17 protein-coding genes, 1 tRNA gene and 1 other RNA gene are annotated in these 19,140 nt (G+C 69.2%); 12 read left to right on the top strand and 7 right to left on the bottom strand.

Annotation, left to right across the window (positions count from 1 at the left end):
• Positions 1–301: 301 nt before the first annotated feature.
• The 3 genes from VM306_RS30980 to VM306_RS30970 form a co-directional block, all read right to left on the bottom strand.
• Entirely contained in the window at positions 302–523 is a 222-nt protein-coding gene (locus VM306_RS30980; protein ID WP_325521300.1) for a type II toxin-antitoxin system HicA family toxin, read from the bottom strand.
• Entirely contained in the window at positions 520–741 is a 222-nt protein-coding gene (locus VM306_RS30975) for a type II toxin-antitoxin system HicB family antitoxin (protein ID WP_325521299.1), read from the bottom strand. Before VM306_RS30975 ends, VM306_RS30980 begins: the two co-directional genes overlap by 4 nt.
• 388 nt (positions 742–1,129) lie before the next feature.
• Entirely contained in the window at positions 1,130–1,900 is a 771-nt protein-coding gene (locus VM306_RS30970; protein WP_325521298.1) for a maleylpyruvate isomerase family mycothiol-dependent enzyme, read from the bottom strand.
• Between the two features lie 200 nt (positions 1,901–2,100).
• Between VM306_RS30970 and VM306_RS30965 the strand changes: the two genes are divergently transcribed.
• Positions 2,101–4,539: an endonuclease/exonuclease/phosphatase family protein gene (locus VM306_RS30965; protein WP_325521297.1), complete on the top strand. Its 2,439-nt coding sequence runs from the start codon at positions 2,101–2,103 to the stop codon at positions 4,537–4,539.
• A gap of 20 nt (positions 4,540–4,559) precedes the next feature.
• Here VM306_RS30965 and VM306_RS30960 read toward each other — a convergent pair whose 3' ends face one another.
• The 3 genes from VM306_RS30960 to VM306_RS30950 form a co-directional block, all read right to left on the bottom strand.
• Positions 4,560–5,207: a GOLPH3/VPS74 family protein gene (locus VM306_RS30960; RefSeq protein WP_325521296.1), complete on the bottom strand. Its 648-nt coding sequence runs from the start codon at positions 5,205–5,207 to the stop codon at positions 4,560–4,562.
• Entirely contained in the window at positions 5,207–5,863 is a 657-nt protein-coding gene (locus VM306_RS30955; protein ID WP_325521295.1) for a GOLPH3/VPS74 family protein, read from the bottom strand. The genes VM306_RS30960 and VM306_RS30955 overlap by 1 nt, the downstream gene beginning before the upstream one ends.
• A gap of 61 nt (positions 5,864–5,924) precedes the next feature.
• A tRNA-Ser gene (locus VM306_RS30950) sits at positions 5,925–6,009 on the bottom strand.
• Between the two features lie 142 nt (positions 6,010–6,151).
• On the opposite strand from VM306_RS30950, the gene VM306_RS30945 reads away from it, so the two are divergent.
• The 7 genes from VM306_RS30945 to VM306_RS30915 all read left to right on the top strand — a co-directional run bounded on the left by VM306_RS30945 (position 6,152) and on the right by VM306_RS30915 (position 11,588).
• Positions 6,152–6,490 carry a YciI family protein gene (locus VM306_RS30945; RefSeq protein ID WP_325521294.1) on the top strand — a complete coding sequence of 113 codons (339 nt, stop codon included), beginning with the start codon at positions 6,152–6,154 and terminating at the stop codon, positions 6,488–6,490.
• A complete protein-coding gene (locus tag VM306_RS30940) occupies positions 6,444–7,670 on the top strand; it encodes an RNA polymerase sigma factor (RefSeq protein ID WP_325521293.1) in 1,227 nt (408 codons plus the stop codon). Before VM306_RS30945 ends, VM306_RS30940 begins: the two co-directional genes overlap by 47 nt.
• Positions 7,671–7,756: 86 nt before the next feature.
• Positions 7,757–7,853, top strand: an RNA gene (ffs, locus tag VM306_RS30935) — signal recognition particle sRNA small type.
• 30 nt (positions 7,854–7,883) lie between these two features.
• A complete protein-coding gene (locus VM306_RS30930; RefSeq protein ID WP_325521292.1) occupies positions 7,884–9,932 on the top strand; it encodes a DNA polymerase III subunit gamma and tau in 2,049 nt (682 codons plus the stop codon).
• A gap of 216 nt (positions 9,933–10,148) precedes the next feature.
• Positions 10,149–10,451 (top strand): YbaB/EbfC family nucleoid-associated protein, encoded by a 303-nt coding sequence (locus tag VM306_RS30925; protein ID WP_325521301.1) that lies wholly within the window; start codon positions 10,149–10,151, stop codon positions 10,449–10,451.
• 13 nt (positions 10,452–10,464) lie between these two features.
• Positions 10,465–11,073 (top strand): recombination mediator RecR, encoded by a 609-nt coding sequence (recR, locus tag VM306_RS30920; protein ID WP_325521291.1) that lies wholly within the window; start codon positions 10,465–10,467, stop codon positions 11,071–11,073.
• Between the two features lie 41 nt (positions 11,074–11,114).
• Positions 11,115–11,588, top strand: coding sequence for a uridine kinase family protein (locus VM306_RS30915; protein WP_325521290.1), 474 nt, complete (start codon positions 11,115–11,117; stop codon positions 11,586–11,588).
• Here VM306_RS30915 and VM306_RS30910 read toward each other — a convergent pair.
• A complete protein-coding gene (locus tag VM306_RS30910; protein ID WP_325521289.1) occupies positions 11,567–14,842 on the bottom strand; it encodes an AfsR/SARP family transcriptional regulator in 3,276 nt (1,091 codons plus the stop codon). The genes VM306_RS30915 and VM306_RS30910 overlap by 22 nt on opposite strands.
• Before the next feature lie 216 nt (positions 14,843–15,058).
• On the opposite strand from VM306_RS30910, the gene VM306_RS30905 reads away from it, so the two are divergent.
• The 4 genes from VM306_RS30905 to VM306_RS30890 form a co-directional block, all read left to right on the top strand.
• Positions 15,059–16,738, top strand: a complete 1,680-nt coding sequence (locus tag VM306_RS30905; protein ID WP_325521288.1) for an ABC transporter substrate-binding protein — start codon at positions 15,059–15,061, stop codon at positions 16,736–16,738.
• 43 nt (positions 16,739–16,781) lie between these two features.
• Positions 16,782–17,786, top strand: coding sequence for an ABC transporter permease (locus VM306_RS30900; protein WP_325521287.1), 1,005 nt, complete (start codon positions 16,782–16,784; stop codon positions 17,784–17,786).
• Positions 17,787–17,791: 5 nt separating this feature from the next.
• On the top strand, positions 17,792–18,709 hold the full coding sequence (locus VM306_RS30895; protein ID WP_325521286.1) for an ABC transporter permease: 918 nt from the start codon (positions 17,792–17,794) through the stop codon (positions 18,707–18,709).
• Between the two features lie 6 nt (positions 18,710–18,715).
• On the top strand, positions 18,716–19,140 hold a 425-nt coding region (locus VM306_RS30890), incomplete at its 3' end, for an ATP-binding cassette domain-containing protein (RefSeq protein ID WP_325521285.1).

Below are 19,140 nucleotides of genomic sequence, written 5' to 3'. Positions count from 1 at the left end.
CGACCTCCAGCGGCACGCGAGTCTGTCGCTCAATGGTGAGGTATCGGTACTTACCGCTGGGAGTGGCACTCGCTATGCCGGCGTAGATGTCTTTGCTGCTAGAGACGTTTCTCGGTATGCGGCGACTGTCGCCGAACAACGCCAATGGTTCACCCCTCCCGGCTACAGCGTTTGTATCGTCGAGTGCTCTCTGTCAGCGGCGACCGAGTTACCGAGCTGATCGGTGACCACGTCCTCATCGGTAACCGTCTGACCTGCACGGTCACCGCAGTCACCGATATCTGAGGAGCAGGGGAGAGGGCTAGAGCAGCGCCAGGAACTCGGCTGGTGTCAGCCCTGCCTGCCGAATGATCGAGGCGAGCGTTCCGCGCTTCACGGTGCCGTGCATGGGCACGATGACCGTCCGGCCATCGTCATGCCGGTAGACGGCATGGCTGCCTTTGGTGCGGGCGTGCTCGAATCCGGGCGATTCCAAGACACGGGTGACCTTGCGGACGGCGACGTCCGACAGTGCAGGACTCACGCGGCCGTGCCCGGCACCTGGAACGAGGTCACCAACGGCGTCGAGGTGACCGCAGGTTCAGGCACCTCGGACAGGTACAGCTCGACTGCCTCGCGGAGGTTGCTCAGCGCTTCCTCGATCGACTGACCCTGACTGGCCACGTCGATCTCAAGACACTGAGCGATGTACCAATCCTCTTCCTGGTGTACCGCTGCGGTCAGCGTCCGCTGTTCGCTCATGCCTCCAGTGTCCCATTCGACGGCGTGTCACGTCTGCCCCGTGATAGCTCCCCGTCCGGCTGCTCAATGCGCCACAGGAAGCGCGTGCGAAACAAGGCGGGGAGCGGCTGTAAGACGTAGCGGTGTTGGCTACGGCGCTCTGGGGAGGCACTGAGAGCGATGCAGGCGGGACAATTCGAGAGTGCCGCTGTGTTGGGTGCCGAGGCGGCGCGAAAGCGCAACCAGGCGTTGTCCACAGTGGACGACTCCGTCTCGGTTTCCGTCTCAGTTGTCGTTCGTACCCCCGCGCGGTTCGGCGGAGCTGACGATCGTGGTCGGCGTCGCCGCCGGTGCGGCCGCGCTCGACGCCTGGCGGGTGAGCAAGCGGCGCGCACCGGCAGACCATTGATCAGAACCTGACCCGGTCCAGCACCAGGTCCAGCAACTCGCGGTCGCCGAACACCTCCAGCCCCTCCACCGGCCGACGCCGGTAGACGGTCAGCAGCACGTCGACGACGGGGCCGCGCACCGCCACCGACGCCTTCTCGTGCCCCTCCCGCACCACCGGCGCCTGGCCGCTGAAATCGATTACGAACTCCGCCTCGACGTCCGTGGCGTGCAGGTGCACGGTCCCGGTGCCGGCGAGGGGAGCGGTCTCCGCGGGCCACCGCTGGAACGCGTAGGGCAGGGCGAGACCGGTCCACTCGCGCAGCGTGTCCTGGGCGATCTCGGGGTCGAGGGTGAACGGCAGGCCGAGCGCGTTCAGGGCGTCCCACCTGTGGATCACGGTCTCGTGCGTCATCCGCCGCGACCACACGCGCGGGCCGGGGAAGCCGTCCACCGGGGCGATCATCTCCTCCGGGTCGACCTCCCCGAGCACCTCGGCGAGCGACGCCGCGCCCTCCCGCAGCCACGGGACCAGCACGGAGGGCGTTTCACCCACATACGACGACACGCGCTGCGCCTCGTTGCGGGAGAAGTCGATCTCCGGCAGTCTCTCGCGCAGCATCGTGTCGGCCCAGCGGTGCGCGTGGCCCAGGTGGCGCAGCAGCTGGTTGAGGGTCCAGTCCGGGATCGACGGCACCTGAATGCCCAGGTCAGCGTCGGTCAGGGAAGAGACCAGCAGTTCGGTCTGGTGGACGATCTCGGCGCGGCGGCGCTCGTAACCCGGAATCCCCATGCCCACCAACTTAGGGACGCCGGCCGGTGCCTGGGAGGGGTTCACCGGCCGGCGTTCCGAAGAAGAGCGTACACCATGATCGAACACTTGTTCGAGTGATGAGTGGTGGGCCAACCGGTTAACCGTTAGTGACAACGGCTACCAAAGCTCACTCGATCGGGTAAGGATGCGTCGGTCCGCCGCATCCCCTGGAGGAAGTTTTGAGACCCACCCTGCCCGTCGTCGGGACAGCGGTGGCGGCACTCGTGCTCGCCGCCGCACCCGCCGTCGCAGCACCCAGCACCGACGCGCTGATCTCCGAGGTCTACGGGGGCGGCGGCAACTCCGGCGCCACCCTCACGCAGGACTTCGTCGAGCTGGCCAACAAGGGCGCCACGCCGGTCGCCCTCGACGGCTTCAGCGTGCAGTACATCTCGGCCAGCCCCGGCGCGAGCACGCAGTGGGGCGTCACCCCGCTGACCGGCTCGATCGCGCCCGGCAAGACGTTCCTCGTCGCCGAGGCCAAGGGCACCGGCGGCACCGTCGAACTGCCCGCACCCGACGCCACCGGCACCCTCGCCATGAGCGCCACCGGCGGCACCATCGCGCTGGTCAGCGGCACGGCGGCGCTGACCTGCAAGACGGCCGCCGACTGCGCCGCCGAGCCGCGGATCAAGGACCTCGTCGGCTACGGCACGGCCGCCGTCCGCGAGGGCACCGCGACGGGTGCGCTGAGCAACACCACCTCGGCGTCGCGCGCCACCGGGCTCGCGGACACCGACAACAACTCCGCGGACTTCGCGGCCGGCACCCCCAGCCCGACCAACTCCCAGGGCGAAACCCCAGGCGGCGACCCGGACCCAGGCCCCGATCCGGACCCCACCCCCGGCGACAAGCGCATCCACGACATCCAGGGCGTCACGCGCATCTCGCCGCTGGTCGGCCAGAAGGTCACCAACGTCCCCGGCGTCGTCACCGGCACGCGCGCCTCGGGTGACCGCGGCTTCTGGATCCAGGACGTCACCGGCCAGGACAGCGACCCGCGCACCAGCGAGGGCGTCTTCGTCTACACGGCCGGCAGCGCGCCGACCGTGGCCGTCGGGGACAGCGTGCTGGTCAGCGGCACGATCGCCGAGTACCGGCCGGGCGGTGAGACGGGCTCCAACCAGACCCTCACCGAGATCACCACGCCCACCACGGTCACGCTGTCGAAGGGCAACCCCGTCCCGGCACCCGTCGTGGTGAAGAACGTCCCCGCCGGCTACCTGCCCGCGCCCGGCGGCAGCATCGAGCAGCTCCCGCTGGAGCCCGCGAAGTACGGCCTCGACTACTTCGAGTCCCTCGAGGGCACGCTGGTCCAGGTCGACGACGCCCGCGTGGTCGGCCCGAGCAACACGTTCGGCGAGGTCTGGGTGACGGTCGACCCCGACCAGAACCGCAACCAGCGCGGCGGCACCACCTACACCGGCTACGACCAGCAGAACAGCGGCCGCCTGAAGATCAAGACCGCCGGTGCGCTGCCCTCCTCGAACGTCGGTGACGTGTTCACCGGCGCGACCGTCGGCGCCATCGAGTACACGAACTTCGGCGGCTACACGCTGGCTGCGCTGAGCCTCGGCACCCACGCGTCCTCCAACCTGCAGCGCGAGATCACCGCGCAGCAGAAGGAGTCCGAGCTGTCGGTCGCGACCTACAACGTCGAGAACCTCGACCCGTCCGACCCGCAGGAGAAGTTCGACCGGCTCGCCGAGGGCGTCACGACGAACCTGCGCAGCCCGGACGTCGTTGTGCTGGAAGAGATCCAGGACAACAACGGCGCGACCAACGACGGTGTCGTCGCGGCGGACCAGACGCTGCAGAAGTTCTCGGACGCGATCGTCGCCAAGGGCGGCCCGCGCTACCAGTGGCGCCAGATCGACCCGGAGAACCTGAAGGACGGCGGCGAGCCCGGCGGCAACATCCGCGTCGGCTTCTTCTTCAACCCGCAGCGCGTGTCCTTCGTGGACCGTCCCGGCGGCGACTCCAAGACGCCCGTCCAGGTCGTGAAGAAGAACGGCCGCGCCGCGCTTTCCGTGTCACCGGGCCGCATCGACCCGCTGAACGACGCGTGGGCCAACAGCCGCAAGCCGCTCGCCGGCGAGTTCAAGTTCCGCGGCCGCACGGTCTTCGTCGTCGCGAACCACTTCAACTCCAAGGGCGGCGACGAGGCCATCCACGGCCGCAACCAGCCGCCGAGCCGTTCCTCGGAGGTGCAGCGCGCCAAGCAGGCCGCGGCGCTGAAGGCGTTCACGGAGCAGATCCGCGCGATCGACAGGGGCTCCAACGTCGTCCTCGCCGGCGACCTGAACGACTACCAGTTCTCGCCCGCGCTCAAGACGCTGACCGGCGACGGCAACCTCAGGGCGCTGATCGAGACGCTGCCCGTGAACGAGCGGTACAGCTACGTCTTCGAGGGCAACTCGCAGACGCTCGACCACCTCGTGATGAGCAAGAACATCACGCGCTTCAGCTACGACGTGGTCCACGTCAACGCCGAGTTCGCCGACCAGGCGAGCGACCACGACCCGCAGATCGTCCGCGCCCGCCCGTCCACGGGCGACGCGAACGTCGACAAGGTCGTGTTCGCCCTCGAGGACATCCTCGACTGCCTGAAGAAGTAACTCCCGCTACCGCCGCCGCGTCATCCGTAGTTGGACGACGCGGCGGCGGCAGCAGCGGTGGCCGCGACCACGCCCGCCTGGATCGCCTCGACAGCCCTGCGCACGGCCTCGCCCGCCCAGTTGCCGGCGGCGATCTCCTTGGCCCGCTTGTCCATGTCGCGCCTGTTGCCGTCGACCACCTTGTGCACCGACTTCACCGCGTACAGCAACGCGATCAGCGCTCCGGTGCGCTCATCGGCGCCGCGATACCCGAGCACGACCTCGCCGACGGCTTTCCGCACCCGCTCGGCCGCGCGCTCGTCGGTGATCACGTAACTCCTGCCGGGGAAGATCCCGAGCACCTTCCGCGCTTCCACGCGCACGACGCCACGGGCTTCGAGTTGCGCGGCGACGTTCTCGCGCACCTTCTTCCGCAGCCGCTCCACAGCCCGTTGCGGCTTCATGGGCTTGTCGAACCTGCCGACCGACTCCTGCAGCACCGGGTCCTTCAACGGCGTCGGGTCGACGACCTGGAGCTTCTTGCCGTTGGGCTCGAACGCGACACGCCCCGAGCTCACGAGCTCGATGAGCACGGCACCGGCGAGCGCGTTCTCCGCCGCCGTGCCGTCGACGCGCAGCTTGTTGTCGTCCTGGTTGATGAGCAGCACCATCAGGTCTTCGTGCAACATCAGCTGGAACCTCCCCCTGAGGTGGCGGCCGCGGTGGAGGCCACCAGGGCCGCGGTGACCGCGGAGTGCACCGCGTCCAACGCCTTCTTCACCGCGACTCCGGCCCAGTCGCCGGCCGCGATCTCCTTCGCGCGCGCGTTCATCTCGCGCTTGTCGCCGGGGAACACCTTGTGCAGCCCCTTCACCGCGTACAGCAAGGAGATCAGCGCTCCGGTGCGGTCGTCCGGAGCCCGGTGCCCCTGCGCCACGTCGCCCACCAGACGGCGGAGATCGCTGACCGCCGCGGCGTCGTGAAGCGTGTAGGTCTTCGTCGGGAAGATGCCGAGGATCTTGGACTTCTCGACGGTCAGCACACCGCGGGCGTCGAGCTGCGCCATCACGTCGTCCCTGACGTGGCTGCGCAACCGCTCGACGGCCCGCTGCGGTTTCATGGGCTTGTCGATGCGCGCCAACGACTTCTGGAGGAACTCGTCGTCCAGCGGCGCCGGGTCGACGACCGCGAGCTTCCTGCCGTCCGCCTCGAACGCCACCCGCCCCGAGCCGACCAGCTCGAGCAGCACGCCACCCGCGAGTGCGTTCTGGATCGACGTGGAGTCCGTGCGGACACCGCCGGCGACCTCGTCGAGGAACAGCAGCATCAGGTCTTCGGACAGCATCATGCAACATTAACGCCGGAAGGGCGCCGAACGGTGAACGTTCGGCGCCCTTCCACGAGAGCGGAGGATACGGGATTTGAACCCGTGAGGGGGTGAACCCAACACGATTTCCAGTCGTGCGCACTAGGCCGCTATGCGAATCCTCCGTGGAGAACCTTACCGGACAGCTGTCCCCGGTCCCAAAACGGGGGTGGGGACCGGGGACAGAAAAAGATCTTCGCGGCTCGTGTCGATCTGGCGGGAGACCGCTCGTCGTGATCCCGTAACACCGACCTGAGGAGCGCAATCGTGAAGTACATGCTGATGATCTACGCGGCCGCCGACCAGCAGGTGAGCTGCACCGTCGAGGACTGGGTCGCCTACGAGAAGGAGATGAGGGACGCGGGTGTCCTCGTGTCCGGCCACTCGCTGGCCGACCTCGTCACCGCGACCACCGTCCAGGTGGGACAGGACGGCAGGCGCACCGTGACCGACGGGCCGTTCGCCGAGACGCGTGAGGTGCTGGGCGGGTACGACGTCATCGACGTGCCGGACCTCGACGCGGCGCTGGAGTGGGCCGCGAAGTGTCCCGGTTCGCGTGATGGCGGGGCCGTGGTCGTGCGGCCGATCGCCGAGTTCGACTTCTGAGCCGGTGAACGTCGAGCAGGTGTTCCAGGAGGAGCGCGGCCGGCTGCTCGCCACCCTGGTCAAGCGCTTCGGCGACCTCGACCTGGCCGAGGAGGTCACCTCCGACGCGATCGAGGCGGCGCTGCGGCACTGGCCGGTGGACGGGGTGCCGGACCGGCCCGGCGCGTGGTTGCTCACGACCGCGCGCCGCAAGGCCGTCGACCGCCTGCGCCGTGACCGGGTTCATGCGGCGCGGCTGGCGTTGCTACAGGTCGAGGTCACGCGGGCCGACGCGCCGGTGGGTGACGCGCTGCCGGACGAGCGGCTGGAGCTGTTCTTCACGTGCGCGCACCCCGCGTTGCCCGAGGAGGACCGCGGCGCGCTGGTCCTGCGTTGCCTGGCGGGCTTCACGACGCCCGAGGTCGCGCGGGCCTACCTCGTGCCGGTCACGACCATGCAGCAGCGGATCGTGCGCGCGAAGAAGAAGATCAGCCAAGCGCGCATCCCGTTCCGCGTGCCGGACCCGCACGAGCTCCCGGAACGCCTGCCCGGCGTGTTGCAGGCCGTCTACTCGATCTTCACCGAGGGCTACGCGGCCCAGCGGGACGACCTGGCCGGCGAGGCGATCCGGCTGGCCAGGATCCTGCGCGGCCTGCTGCCATCAGAACGCGAGGTCACGGGCCTGCTGGCGTTGATGTTGCTCGTCCACGCCCGTCGCGGTTCCCGGCCTGAGCTGCTGGAGGACCAGGACCGCGCGCTCTGGGACCGCGACATGATCGACGAGGGCAGCGCTCTGGCCGAGCGCGCGCTCACGGGCGGATACGGCCCGTACGGCGTGCAGGCGGCCATCAACGCGTTGCACGACGAGGCGCCGGACTTCGAGACCACCGACTGGCTGCAGATCGTGGCGCTCTACGACGTCCTGCACAAACTCACACCGTCACCCGTGATCGCGCTGAACAGAGCCGCGGCGGTCGCCATGCGCGACGGACCCGCGGCCGGGCTCGCGTTGCTCGACCAGCTGGCGGGGGAGCCCAAGCTCCGCGACTATCACCCGTTCAGGGCGGCCCGCGCCGATCTGCTCCACCGGCTCGGCCGCGACGACGAGGCCGCGCAGGCCTACCGCGAGGCGCTCGTGCTCGCGGGAACCGAGTCCGAACGGGCCTTCCTGCGCCGCAGACTGGCCGCGATCAGCCCCTGACCTGCGGTCGAGCAGTTGTCCACACCTGGGGACAACGCTGTGGGCAACTCGAACATGCGTTCGACAAAAGCCGTTCGCTACACTTGCGTCGGACCTCGTGCGGCACACATCTCGCGAACCTCCCCAGGGCCGGAAGGCAGCAAGGATAAGCGGGCTCTGGTGGGTGCACGGGGTCCCCTTTTTGTGTCGGTGCCCACCGGTACTGTCTCGGGCGTGGCGCTCGCTCTGTATCGCAAGTACCGACCGGCCACGTTCTCCGAGGTCGTCGGCCAGGAGCACGTGACGGAACCCCTGCGCACCGCCTTGGCGGCAGGCCGGGTGAACCACGCGTACCTCTTCAGCGGCCCGCGGGGCTGCGGCAAGACCTCGTCGGCCCGCATCATGGCCCGCTCGCTGAACTGCGTGAAGGGTCCGACACCCGACCCGTGCGGCGAGTGCAACAGCTGCATCGGCCTCGCGCCCAACGGCACGGGCAGCGTCGACGTGGTGGAGCTCGACGCCGCCTCGCACGGCGGCGTGGAGGACGCCCGCGACCTGCGCGACAAGGCCTTCTACGCCCCGGCGGAGTCCCAGTACCGCGTCTTCATCATCGACGAGGCGCACATGGTCACCACGCAGGGCTTCAACGCCCTGCTGAAGATCGTCGAAGAGCCGCCGGAACACCTGATCTTCATCTTCGCCACCACCGAGCCGGACAAGGTCCTCCCGACCATCCGCTCCCGCACGCACCACTACCCGTTCCGCCTGATCCCGCCCGGCGTGATGCGCAGCCTGCTCGAACGCAACTGCGCCGCCGAGGGCGTGGCCGTCGAACCGGCCGTCTTCCCCCTCGTCATCCGGGCGGGCGGCGGCTCGGCCCGAGACACGCAGTCCGTCATGGACCAGCTCCTGTCCGGTGCGGGCCCCGACGGCGTGAAGTACGAACGGGCCCTGACACTCCTGGGCGTCACCGACTCGGCCCTGATCAACGACGTGGTGGACGGCCTGTCCACAGGCGACGGCGCGGCGGTCTTCGGCACCATCGACCGCCTGGTGGACGCGGGCCACGACCCCCGCCGCTTCGCGAGCGACCTGCTGGACCGCCTCCGCGACCTCGTCCTGCTCTGCGCGGTCCCCGACGCGGCCGACCGCAACCTGGTCAACGCCCCGGAAGACGAGCTGGCCACGATGGCGGCCCAGGCAGAACGAATCGGCCCGGCAGCCCTGACCCGCTACGCCGAGATCGTCCACGCGGGCCTGGTGGACATGCGAGGAGCCACGGCCCCGCGCCTGCTGCTGGAACTCCTGGCCTCCCGCATGCTCCTCCCGTCGGTGAGCCAGTCGGAAGCAGCCCTGCTCCAACGCCTGGAACAACTGGAACGCCGCCCCCCGGCCACCATCGCGGCAACCCCGGGCGAACCCCAGGCAGCAGCAGGCGCCCCGGTCTTCACCCGCAGGTCCCAGCAGCCACCCACACCGGCAGCCGAGGGCCAAGCCCAACCGGAACCACCCCGCCCAATCCCGGCGATCCCGGCCACGGTCCCGATCGAGACCCCCAGGCCCCAGGCCACCCCGGCACCGGCCGCAGCCGACCCGGCGCCCACCCCTACCCAGGCACCGCCCCCAGTTCCGGCAGCCGCAGCACCACAGCCGACCCAAGCTGCCGCCCCGCCTCCCGCTGCTGCCTCCACCTCCGGCGAACTGGACGCGGCGGCAGTCCGCAAGATCTGGTCCGAACTGCTGACCGCGGTCCGCTCCACCAGCCGCAGCACCGAGGCGATGCTGACCAACGCCATGGTCAGCGAGGTGGACGGCAACGTGGTGACGGTCACCCACACCTCGGCCCCCCTGGCCCGCCGCCTGGCAGAACCGCGCAACACAGAGGCGATCTCGAACGCCCTGTCCGCAGTCCTGGGCGGCACGTGGCAGGTCCGCTGCACCCACGGAGCCCCAGGCGCCACCCCACAGGCAACCGCCCAGGCCAAGGCCCCCCGCCCAGCCCCGACGCGCCCGAGCCAGCAGGGCCAACCCCAACCGGCAAGGCAACCAGAACCACCACAACGCCAGGCCTCACGCCCACCGTCGGACGACGTCCCACCACCCCCGGAACCCCCGGAGCCCGACGACCCCCTGCCGCCAGAACCGGACGACGAAGAGGCGATGCTGGCCGAGGCCGCCACCCCGGTGGACCCGGCCACGGTCCCGCAAGCACAGGACCCGGAGTCGGTGATGCTCAAACTGCTGGCAGACGAACTAGGCGCCCGCCCGCTGAAGAAGGTCTGACCACCCAGCCGCGAAGCCGCAGGCGAGCCGCTTTCACAACAAACCAACGCAACCGGCGTGCCATCAGCCCACCCAAGGCGCTGGCCGGTCCTTGATCAGTTGGCGGGGTCCGGGGCGGAGCCCCGAGCGGTAAAACAGGACCACCACCACAGCCCGTACCCTGAACCAACAACCACCGAACCGAGAGGACCAGCGGTGCAACCCGGTCAGTTCGACATGCAGGCCCTGCTCCAGCAGGCCCAGTCCATGCAGCAGCAGATGGCAGAAGCCCAGCAGCAGCTGGCCGACACCGAGGTCACCGGCGACGCGGGCAACGGCCTGGTCACGGCCACCGTCACGGGCGGCGGCGAGCTGGTCAACCTCACCATCGACCCGAAGATCGTGGACCCGGAGGACGTCGAGACCCTCCAGGACCTGGTGATCGCGGCGATCAAGAACGCCAACCAGAAGGCCCAGCAGCTGGTGGAGCAGAAGCTAGGCCCGCTCGCCCAGGGCGGCCTCGGCGGACTGCTCGGCTGAGAGCCGGCACCCGATGTACGAGGGCCCGGTACAGGACCTGATCGACGAGCTGGGCAGGCTCCCGGGCGTGGGTCCGAAGAGCGCGCAACGCATCGCCTTCCACCTCCTCGCAACGGAACCGGCTGACATCGAGCGGCTCCAGCAAGCACTCCAGAAGGTCAAGGAGGGCGTGGTCTTCTGCGACGTCTGCGGCAACGTGAGCGCGGAGACCAGGTGCCGCATCTGCCGAGATCCGAAGCGGGACCTGGCACTGGTCTGCGTGGTCGAGGAGCCGAAGGACGTCCAGGCCATCGAGCGCACCAGGGAGTTCAGGGGGCGCTACCACGTCCTGGGCGGCGCCCTGGACCCGCTCAGCGGGGTGGGCCCCGACCAGCTCCGCATCCGGCAGCTGCTCAACCGGATCGGCACGGCCACCGACGGTGTGGACATCTCCGAGGTCATCATCGCCACGGACCCCAACACCGAGGGCGAGGCCACGGCCACCTACCTCGTCCGGATGCTCAGGGACTTCCCAGGGCTGACCGTCACGAGGCTGGCCAGCGGCCTGCCGATGGGCGGCGACCTGGAGTTCGCCGACGAGCTGACGCTGGGGCGTGCGCTATCTGGTCGCCGCAGCATGTAGAGACGACCCCGCCGCGACTGGGCGCAACCCGCCTGGTCGCGGTGGACGGTCCGTCAGGCGCGGGAAAATCGACGTTCGCACAAGAACTCGCGCAGAACCTGAACGCCCAGCTCATCAGCACAGACCACTTCGCCACGTGGGACGACCCCACGACGAAGTGGTGGCCACGACTGGCCGAAGCCCTCCGGGAAATAGCGAACGGCAACGAGGCCAGGTACCGGAAAACCGACTGGTCCCCGGGCTTCCCGTGCATCGGCGAGGGCGACGAGGTCACGCTGAGTCCACAAGGGACGATCATCCTGGAGGGCTTCTCCTCGGCCAGGAAAGCGAACACCACCCTGAGCTACAGCATCTTCGTGGACCACGGAGATGAACGAGCCAGGCTGGAACGTGCGGTGAAAAGAGACGGCGAACACCAACGAGAGCACTTCATCCGTTGGCAGCAGTACGAAAGAGGCTGGTTCGCGGTGGACGAGACCAGGGCGAGAGCCGACTACGTCGTCACCTCGAGCTGAGCGCGGACGACGGACGCCTCGGGCGTGCCGATCGCGCTGAACACCTCCAGCGCCGAGGACCAGTGCGCACGAGCGGAATCGACGTCCCCGAGGGCGAACGCCGCGTCGCCGGCCAGCAGCAGAGCCCGCCCGAACACCCACCGGTGCCCGGAGTCGGACCCGACGGAAGCGGCACGCAGGGCGCACTCCAGCGCCTGGGCGGCGTCCGAGGTGTCGAGGTGGATGCGCCCGAGCACGAGCAGCACCTCCATCTCGGCCAGCCGGAACCGCGACCGCCCCGCCTCCACCAGCGCCGAGGCGGCCATCGTCAACGCATCGGCGTACCGCCCGACGCCCCGATAGGCCGACGCCAGGCCGCGACGCGCTGAGCAGAGCCCCCACGAGTACCCGGTGTCGGCCGCGATCGACAGCGCCGACGAGAACTGCTCGACGGCCTCCTCGTACCGGCCCGCCCCCTCCAGCGCGCGCCCGAGCAGGTTCTGCGCGTCGCAGACGCTCTTGACGTTGTCCATCTCGCGGGCGATCCGCATGGCGGCGGACGCCTCCACCGCGGCCTCCTCGAACCGGCCGCGCATGATCAGCGTGATGGCCATGCCCTCGTGCATGGTGTGGCCGAAGTTGCGGGCGGCCGCACGTTCGTACAGCTCGCTCGCCTGCACGAAGTAGGAGGCGCCGAGGTCCGGCTCGCCGCGCCACGCGTGCACTTCGCCCAGCGCGCGCATGGAGTTCGCCTGGGTGATCCACGAGTCGATGCGGGTGCCGGCCTCCAGGGCCTCCTCGAACGTCGCGGCGGCGCGGTCGAGGTGGCCCAGCTGCATGTAGACGCCGCCGAGGTTGAACAGGGCGTTGGCCTGGACCTGGAAGGCGCCGATGCGGCGGGTGATCACCAGGGCGCGTTCGAGGTGGTCGGCGGCGTGCTCCAGCTCGCCCAGGTCGATGTTGACGCTGCCCGCGTTGGACAGGACGGCGGCCTCGGCCTCCGGCAGGTCGATGTGCTCCTGCAACGCGATGGCCTGCTGGTAGTAGCCGAGCGCGTTGCGGTGCTGGCCCGTCACCCAGTACAGCGTGCCGAGCGACGAGAGCATCGCGAGCTGGCCGAGCTCGTCACGGGGTGCGCGCGCTCCCAGCAGGCCCGCCCTGGCCGTCTCGCGCCACTCGGCGGTCAGGCCCTGCGTGTAGAAGTAGCCGCGCAGGGCGTCGGCCAGCTGCCACGGCGCGTTCTCGGGGTCGCGCTCCACGCAGTGCGCCACCAGGGCGACCAGGTTGGCCCGCTCGCAGTCGAGCCAGGTCAGGGCCTCGGTGCTGCTGCTGAACGTCCGCGGCACGACGCCGCCCCGCGGTTCCGGGCGCGGGAAGCGGAACAGCGTCGACTTCATCGCCGACGTGGCGTTGTCGACCGAGCGCACCGCCCAGTCGAGCAGCCGCCGCAGCGCCACCCGCGAGTCGGCGCGGCCCTCCTCGAACGCCAGGCGCTCGGCCGCGTAGTCGCGCAGCAGGTCGTGGAACTGGTAGCGCGACGGCGCGTGGTTCGCGATCAGGTTCGCGGTGGCCAGGCGGTCGAGCCGGCGGCGGGCGTCCTGTGTGGTCAGTCCCGACAGGGCGGCCGCCATCTCCGGCGTGAAGTCCGTACCGGGAACCAGGGACAGCAGGCGGAACATCTGCGCGAGCTCGGGCTTCAGCGCCGTGTAGGAGAGGTCGAACGCCGCGTGCACCGCGACCCGTTCGTCGCCTTCGACCGCCAGAGCGGCGAGCCGGTTGCCCGCCCGCAGTTCCTCCACGTAGTCCGCGATGGACAGTTCCGGACGCGACACGAGGTTGGCCGCGGCGATACGCAAAGCCAATGGCAGATGCGCGCACAACGACGCCAGCTCCACCGCGGCGTCCTCCTGCGACGTCACCTCGTCCGCCCCCAGGATGCCCGCCAGCAACGCACGGGTCTCGTGCCAGTCGAGGACGTCGAGGCGCACGTTCGACGCCGCGTGCGAGACAGCCAGGCCCCGCAACGTGTCCCTTGAGGTCACCAGCACCGCGCACCCCGGCGAACCCGGCAGCAGCGGGCGGATCTGCTCGGCCGACGACGCGTTGTCCAGCAGCAGGAGCACGCGCTGACCGGTCAGCGTGGACCGGAACATCGCCTCCTGCTCGTCCTGGTCCAGCGGCACCTGGTCGGGCTCGGTCCCCAGCGCCCGCAGGAACCGCGGCAGCACGTCGACCGCGCTCAACGGCGGGCCGGGGGCGTATCCGCGCAGGTTCACGTACAGCTGGCCGTCGGGGAAGTCGGCGCGCATCCGGTGCGCCGCGTGCACGGCCAGCGCCGTCTTGCCCACACCCGGCGGCCCGGCGAGCGTGACGACCGGCACACCCTGCGCCGTCCGCAGCAACGCGATGATCAACGACACGGCCTCGCCGCGGCCCACGAAGTCCGGGATGTCCGCGGGGAGCTGCGACGGCACGACCCGTTCCGGCTTCGCCGCGACGACCGGGGCACCCGTCGAGGCCGCCACCACGTCGATCGACCCGGACAGCACCTGGCTGTGCACGCGCCGCAGCTCGTCGCCGGGATCGATGCCCAGCTCGTCGCCCAGCAGCCGGGAAACCCGCTGGTAGGCGGCCAGCGCCTCGCTCTGGCGGCCGGAGCGGTACAGCGCGACCATCAGCTGCGCCCAGAAGCGTTCGCGCAACGGGTGTTCGCTGGTCAGGCGGGACAGCTCCGCGACGAGCTCGCCGTGGCGGCCCAGTTCGAGGTCGACCTCGACCCGGCGTTCCAGCACGTGCAGGCGGCGTTCGTCGAGCCTCGGCACCTCGTCGCGGTGCAGGACCTCCGACGGCACGTCGACCAGCGCCGGACCCCGCCACAGCCCCAGTGCGGCGGCGAACGCGGCCGAGGCGGCCTGCAGGTTCCCGGCCGCGCGCTCCTGTTCGCCCTGGTCGATGAGCGGCTCGAAGCGCATCAGGTCGATCGTCTTCTCGTCGACGTCGATCAGGTAGCCGTCCGGGACCGTCCTGATCGGCACCGACGGCCCGAGCAGCTGCCTGAGACGCATCACATAGGTCTGCAGAGTCGCGCGGGCGCGGGCGGGGGGTTCGTCGCCCCACACGTTCGCGGCGAGCTCGTCCACGGACACCGAGGTGCCCGCACGCAGCAACAACGACACGAGCAGCGCGCGCTGACGACCGGCGCGGACCAGCAGTGGTTCGGAGTCGATGAGCACTTGGAGGGGGCCGAGGACGCGGAACTCGACCTGCCTGCCCATGCGACCTCCTCCACGTTTCGTAGTTGTTTCTACAGCCTAGGAGAGCCCCCGACTCATCTGCGGTGCTCACGTTGGGTCAGCGAGCGTGCGCCGGACGTATCAGAATGCCTGGTCTAGTGGCCGGATCGTGACCTCAGATGCCCCGGAGGGGGTATCTGCAACGGTTATGGTCGGCGACCACACCGTGAGATGTGCGGATTGTCCAAGGGGTGTTTGATGGTCCACTCAGTAACGGCTCGCCGCCGTTGGGTTGCCGCGATCGGCTTCCTCAGCGTCAGCGCGCTGGCCCTGTCAGGTTGCGCGCAATCGCAGCGCGACTCCGGCGGTGGCGGCCAGCAAGGCGGCACGCTGACCTTCGGCGCCGCAGGCGCACCGAAGCTCTTCGACCCGTTCTACGCGACGGACGGCGAGACCTTCCGGGTCTCACGCCAGATGTTCGAGGGCCTGGTCGGGTTCAAGCCGGGCACCGCCGAGGTCGAGCCCGCGCTGGCGACCAAGTACGAGCCCTCCGCGGACGGCAAGACCTGGACCTTCACCCTCAAGGAGGGTGTGAAGTTCCACGACGGCACGGAGTTCAACGCCGAGGCCGTGTGCTTCAACTTCAACCGCTGGTACAACCAGAAGGGCGCCGGCCAGTCCGACGCCGTCTCGCAGTACTGGCTGGACAACTTCGGCGGGTTCGCGACCACTCCGGACAAGCCGTCGCTGTTCAAGGCCTGCTCCGCCAAGGACGCCAAGACCGCGGTCGTCGAGCTGAACGAGGTCACCTCGCAGTTCCCGTCGGTCCTCGGCTTCACGTCGTTCTCCATCTCCAGCCCCGAGGCGCTGAAGAAGTACGACGCCGACAACGTCCAGGCCTCCGGTGACGCGTTCACCTTCCCGGCCTACGCGAACGAGCACCCGACCGGCACGGGCCCGTTCAAGTTCAGCAAGTACGACAAGGCCAACAACACCGTGGAGCTCGTCCGCAACGACGACTACCACGGCACGAAGGCCAAGCTGGACAAGATCGTCTTCAAGATCATCCCGGACGAGACCGCCCGCAAGCAGGCGCTCAAGGCCGGCGACATCGACGGGTACGACCTGCCGAACGCCGCCGACTGGGCCGGTCTGAAGTCCGACGGCTTCAACGTGGCGATCCGCCCGGCGTTCAACGTGTTCTACCTGGGCATCAACCAGAAGAACAACCCGAAGCTCGCCGACCTCAAGGTCCGCCAGGCCCTGATGTACGCGATCAACCGCGAGCAGCTCGTCAAGTCGCAGCTGCCAGAGGGCGCCAAGGTCGCGACGCAGTTCATGCCGGACACCGTGAACGGCTACAACAAGTCGATCACCGAGGTGAAGTACGACCCGGAGAAGGCCAAGTCGCTGCTCGCCGAGGCGGGCGCCACCGGTCTGACGCTGAAGTTCTACTGGCCGTCCGAGGTCACCCGTCCGTACATGCCGTCGCCGAAGGACCTGTTCGGCGCGATGTCCGGTGACCTGGAGAAGGCCGGCATCAAGCTCGAGGTCGTCACGAAGCCGTGGAACGGTGGCTACCTGACCGACGTCGACCAGGGCATCCCGGACCTGTTCCTGCTCGGCTGGACCGGTGACAACGGCACCGCCCACAACTGGGTCGGCACGTTCTTCGGCCGCACCGACAACCGCTTCAACACCGGTGTGTCGGCGTGGGGCAAGACGCTCGCGGACGACCTGGCGAAGGCCAACGCCGAGCCGAACGAGGCCAACCGCACCAAGATGTACGAAGAGATCAACAAGAAGATCATGGACGAGTACCTGCCCGCGATCCCGATCTCGCACTCCCCGCCCGCTCTGGTGTTGAAGTCGGACATCAAGGGTGTCGTTCCCAGCCCGTTGACCGACGAGAAGTTCGGCCCGGCCTCCAAGGGCTGACCGAGCCGGCTCCCACCACAAGAGAACAACGGGGTAGCTCACAGTGCTCCGCTACACCATTCGACGGCTGATCCAGCTGGTCGGCGTGGTGCTGGTGCTTTCGCTGCTGCTCTTCGCATGGCTGCGCGTACTCCCGGGAGGGCCGGTCTCGGCCCTCCTGGGGGACCGCTCCACGCCGGAGAAGGCCGCGGAGCTCACCAAGCAGCTAGGCCTCGACCAGCCGATCTTCGTCCAGTACTTCAAGTTCCTCGGCCGTGCGGCGACCGGGGACTTCGGCGTTTCCACCGGCGTCCAGCCGGGTGACTCGGCGCTCGACATCTTCCTGCAGCGGTTCCCCGCGACGCTCGAGCTGAGCTTCTTCGCGATCCTCATCGCGATCGCGATCGGCGTCCCGCTCGGGTACCTCGCGGCCAAGCGCCGCGGCGGCTGGTTCGACAACCTCAGCGTCGTCGGCTCGCTCATCGGTGTCGCCGTTCCGGTCTTCTTCCTGGCCTACGTGCTCAAGGGCGTCGCGTCGTCCTCGCTCGGCCTGCCCTCCAGCGGTCGTCAGGACGCCATCGACGCCACGCGCGTCACCGGGTTCTTCACCCTCGACGGCATCATCACCGGCGAGTGGGACGCGACGTTCAACGCGCTGGAACACCTGGTCCTGCCCGCGATCGCGCTGGCGACGATCCCGTTCGCGGTGATCTTCCGGATCACCCGCGCGGCCGTCCTCGACGTGCTCGACGAGGACTTCGTGCGCACCGCCGAGTCCAAGGGCCTCACCGCACCGGTGATCCGCCGCCGGCACGTGATGCGCAACGCGATGCTGCCGGTCGTCACGACGATCGGTCTGCAGACGGGTGCGCTGCTCTCCGGCGCGGTGCTCACCGAGAAGGTGTTCTCGTTCGCCGGCGTGGGCGAGGCGCTCGCCATCGGGTTCGAACGGCGTGACTACCCGGTGCTGTTGTTGCTGATCATCATGGCGACCATCGTCTACGTCGTGGTCAACCTGCTGGTCGACCTGTCGTACGCGCTCATCGACCCGCGCATCAGGACGAGGTGAGCGGCGTGGTTCTCGGACTTTCCGCGAAGAAGGAAAAGATCGACGCGACCGCGGGCGTCTCGCTGACCGCGAGCGCGTGGAAGCGGCTGAAGCGCAGCCCGGTGTTCCTCACGGGCGCGGTGATCATCGGCATCTTCATCGCCGTCTCGGCGCTCTCGCCGTGGCTCGCCCCGCACGACCCCGCCAGCCCGATGCTGATCGACCAGGTCGTCAAGGCGCGCAACGAGATCCCGGTCGCGCAGCCCGGTCACCCGCTCGGTGGCGACCTGCAGGGCCGCGACTTCCTGTCGCGTCTGCTGGTCGGCTCGCAGCAGACGTTGATCGTCGGTGTCGGCGCGACCGTCATCGGTCTCACCGGCGGCCTGATCCTGGGCACGCTCGCGGGTGCGCTCGGCGGCTGGGTCGACTCGTTCGTCATGCGCATCGTCGACGTCATGCTCTCGCTGCCGTCGCTGCTGCTGGCGTTCTCGATCGCGGCGATGTTCGCGCGGCCCAGCCAGTTCACGGTGATCCTCGCGGTCTCGATCGTGCAGATCCCGGTGTTCGCGCGCCTGCTCAGAGGCTCGATGCTGGCGCAACGGCACAGCGACCACGTGCTGGCGGCGACCGCGCTCGGCGTCAAGAAGGGCGCGATCGTGTTCCGGCACATGCTGCCGAACTCGCTCGGCCCGGTGATCGTCCAGTCCACGCTGGTGCTGGCCACCGCGATCATCGAGGCGGCCGCGCTGTCGTTCCTCGGCCTCGGCAACCCGGACGACCGGGTGCCGGAGTGGGGTCAGATGCTCGGTGACGTGCAGAAGGTGTTCGACACCCACCCGCACCTCGCCGCGTGGCCCGCGATCTGCATCATCATCGTCGCGCTCGGCTTCACGCTCATGGGCGAGACCCTGCGCGAAGCCCTCGACCCGAAGAACAGGCGGTGAGTCGTCGTGGCACTGCTCGAAGTTCGTGACCTCACCGTCGTGTTCCACCGCAAGGGCGAGGAGCCGTTCCGCGCGGTCGACGGCGTCAGCTTCGACGTCGAGCCCGGCCAGACGGTCGGTCTCGTCGGCGAGTCCGGCTGCGGCAAGTCCGTCACGTCGCTGGCGATCATGGGCTTGCTGCCCAAGCGCGGCGCCACGGTCACCGGCACGGTGTCCTACGACGGTACGGACCTGCTGAAGCTGTCGGACTCCGAGATGCGCGACCGTCGCGGCCGCGATCTCGGCATGGTCTTCCAGGACCCGCTGTCCTCGCTCAACCCCGTCGTCCCGATCGGCCTGCAGGTCACCGAGGTGCTCGAACGGCACCGCGGCCTGGCCCGCAAGGAAGCCATGATCGAGGCGAAGAACCTGCTCGACAAGGTCGGCATCCC

It is taken from the genome of Lentzea sp., from assembly GCF_035525475.1.
Lineage (GTDB): Bacteria > Actinomycetota > Actinomycetes > Mycobacteriales > Pseudonocardiaceae > Lentzea.
This window is presented reverse-complemented; position numbering and strand designations above follow the sequence as displayed.